This window comes from Daejeonella sp. (assembly GCF_049655485.1).
Taxonomy (GTDB): Bacteria; Bacteroidota; Bacteroidia; order Sphingobacteriales; family Sphingobacteriaceae; genus Daejeonella.
This window is the reverse complement of the sequence record NZ_JBASJU010000415.1, coordinates 1-2848: the sequence shown is the minus strand read 5'-3', so window position 1 is coordinate 2848 and position 2848 is coordinate 1. Positions and strand designations below refer to the sequence as shown.

Annotated in this window: 2 protein-coding genes; both read left to right on the top strand. The window is 44.1% G+C overall.

The genetic code is table 11. From position 1 onward, the window contains the following. Nucleotides 1-244: 244 nt before the first annotated feature. The gene (locus WBJ10_RS16690) at nucleotides 245-2386 is read left to right on the top strand and encodes a glycoside hydrolase family 31 protein (protein WP_424292341.1); all 2142 of its coding nucleotides are present in this window, start codon (nucleotides 245-247) and stop codon (nucleotides 2384-2386) included. An 85-nt stretch (nucleotides 2387-2471) separates the two neighbouring features. Continuing rightward, on the top strand, nucleotides 2472-2848 hold a 377-nt coding region (locus WBJ10_RS16685; RefSeq protein WP_424292340.1), incomplete at its 3' end, for a hypothetical protein.

Genomic DNA, 2848 nt, shown 5'->3' with positions numbered 1-2848 from the left:
TAACGGCCAATTTCCTCTTCTGTGAATTTTTGAGCGAAAAGTGTTGATGGAATTAGAAGGAAGAATAAAAGTTTTTTGCGCATCATAAGAGTCTTTGGATGGAATGCCCAAATTAGGCAAAAATGTGTGAGTTCAAAAGACCCTGTTTATCTCGTAATATAATCGTTTTGGCTTAAGATGAATTATAAATATGTATTAGCTATTAATTACCAGAAAACCAGATTAATATTGTAAAAAATAATTCATGAGATATTTTAAAGCATTGATTTTTTTCGTCGGCTCATTTTTGCAGTTGCAGGCTCAGGAAACAGCTTGGTCGGAAGTGCAGCCCGGAATATGGAAGGCGGTTGTTGGGAAGCCCGAGAGCTACGATTTATTAAACGCGGCAGGAGCGGAGCCCAATATAGGAGCGCTGGCTAAATTAGGGGGTGGACCATTCCCATTCAGTAAAAATGAAATAGATTTTAAAGTCGTTGACGGAGAAACATACCTGCGCTTTCCCCTGGAAAAAGGTGAACAATTGTATGGTTTCGGATTGAATTTTCAAACCGTTCACCAGCGCGGAAAGATACTTGAGCTGCATGTTGACCATTATGGGGGAAAAGATAACGGCCGTACCCATGCGCCAACACCCTTTTATGTATCCTCGAAAGGATATGGTGTGTTTGTAAATTCTGCGCGCTATATCAAGGTTTGGGCCGGGTCTGGGGTCAGAAAAGACAGCCCGGATTTCCCTGTCCCTAAAGACAGAAATACAGACCGGACATGGTCCTCCCGTCCTTATTCGGATGCTGTGGAAATGCTTATCCCCGCAGAGGGAGTTGAGGTGTATGTATTTGCCGGAACAAAGCCATTGGATGCTGTGAAAAGGTATAATTTAATGAACGGCGGCGGCTACCTGCCACCGCGTTGGGGATTAGGATTTACCCAGCGTGTAATGACCCGGTTTACCGGGGCCGATGTGGAGAATGAGGTAAATCTGTTCGAGGAAAAGGGCTACCCTCTTGATTTTGTGGGACTGGAGCCTGGCTGGCAGAGTAAAGCCTACCCCGGCACCTTTTCCTGGGATAAAGAACGTTTCCCGGATCCCCCGGCTTTTGTTAAAAAAATGCTTGACCGCGGTATTCGTCTTAACCTATGGATCAACCCTTATGTTTCGCCCGAGGCTCCATTTTATGAGGAGATAAAGCCATTCACCAGCTCGCACACGGTATGGCTGGGACTGATACCCGATTTTACGATGGCAAAGCCCAGGGAATTATTTTTCGGACAAATGCAGAAAGACCAGGTGGATATTGGTGTAAGCGGCTATAAAATTGATGAAGTTGACGGGTATGATCATTACCTTTGGCCTGATGTAGCTACATTCCCCTCGGGGATTAGCGCAGAGCAAATGCGCCAGACATACGGACTCCTGGCGATGCGCTACAGCGCCGAATTGTTCAAGAAAAGGAACCAGCGTACATTTGGACTTGTTCGTGCATCCAATGGTGGGGGAACCTCATTCCCCTACGTGATTTACAACGATTATTACAACCACGAAGATTTCATTACAGCGCTCATCAACAGCGGCTTTGCAGGGGTTCTCTGGACACCCGAAGTTCGTGCCTCCAAAACTGGGGAGGAATGGCTAAGAAGATTCCAGTCGAATGTGTTTTCTCCCATGGCCATGATCAATGCATGGTCGAGCGGAACTAAGCCATGGACTTACCCCGAAGTGGAGAAACAGGTTAAAGAGTTTGCCTTGCTTAGAATGAAAATGATGCCTTACTGGTATACGGAGTTCGCTAAATATCATTTTGAAGGTATACCGCCTTTCAGAGCGATGAACCTGGAAGAAGGATTTAATCAGGAGCTTAAAAAGGAAAGCCTCACAAATGTAAATCTGGAAGAAAATCCATATGCCGAAGCAACTTCTAAAGAGATAAAAGATCAGTATATGGCGGGCGAATATTTACTTGTTGCACCGATGTTCACGGGCCAGACATCCCGTAAGGTAGTACTGCCTAAAGGAAAATGGTATGATTTCTATACCGGTAAATTAGCGGGTGAGGGGGAGGTGATAACGGTTACTCCGGGTCTTGATAAAATCCCCGTATATGTAAAAGACGGGGGACTTATCCCCATGATGCCCGCTATGCTGCATGCCCCTAAAGCAACTGAAAAAGTCAACCTGGAAATTAGGCATTATGGCGAGAAAGCAGGAGATTATAACTTATACGATGATGACGGCGAAACTTTTAACTTTGAAAAGGGGGCTTTCTCCTGGCGTCAGATCAAGGTTGAGCGTCAGCGAAACGGTCAAATGAAGGGCACTATCTCATCTTCCGAAAAAGGAAAGCCGAATACGGTTGGAAAAGTAAGCTTTATATTTATGACCAAATAAGACATTAGTACTATCTTACGGGCAATTCAGCTGCCATATTTTCGGTAAATGCCCTGCAGCTTTGTTAGGCTTTCTGATTTTTAGAATGAACAAGAATATTTTTCCCTCTTTCAAAACTTCATTATTGTTAGTTGTTTTTCTTTTTACACTGGGGAGCGCACAAGCGCAATCACAAGCGTCAATCTCTTTAGGAGCCAGGTTTACCGCTAACCGTTATCCATCAGCACGGGTAGAAAACCCATCTCCTTCTAATATTTATGGTTCAAAGCATTCGTCAATAGAAACAGGCATCTACGGGCTAAGATATTTTAAAAATGAGCGGATGGGAATTAAAATGGGGTTTGAATTTGGATTGATCCCCTGGGATTTAGGAATAGATGCTCCCAGAAATGCATTCGGAACAGGGAGCGGCGATGGTGAACTAAATACAAGTATAAGTTTTAATGATTTCTCATATAAAGC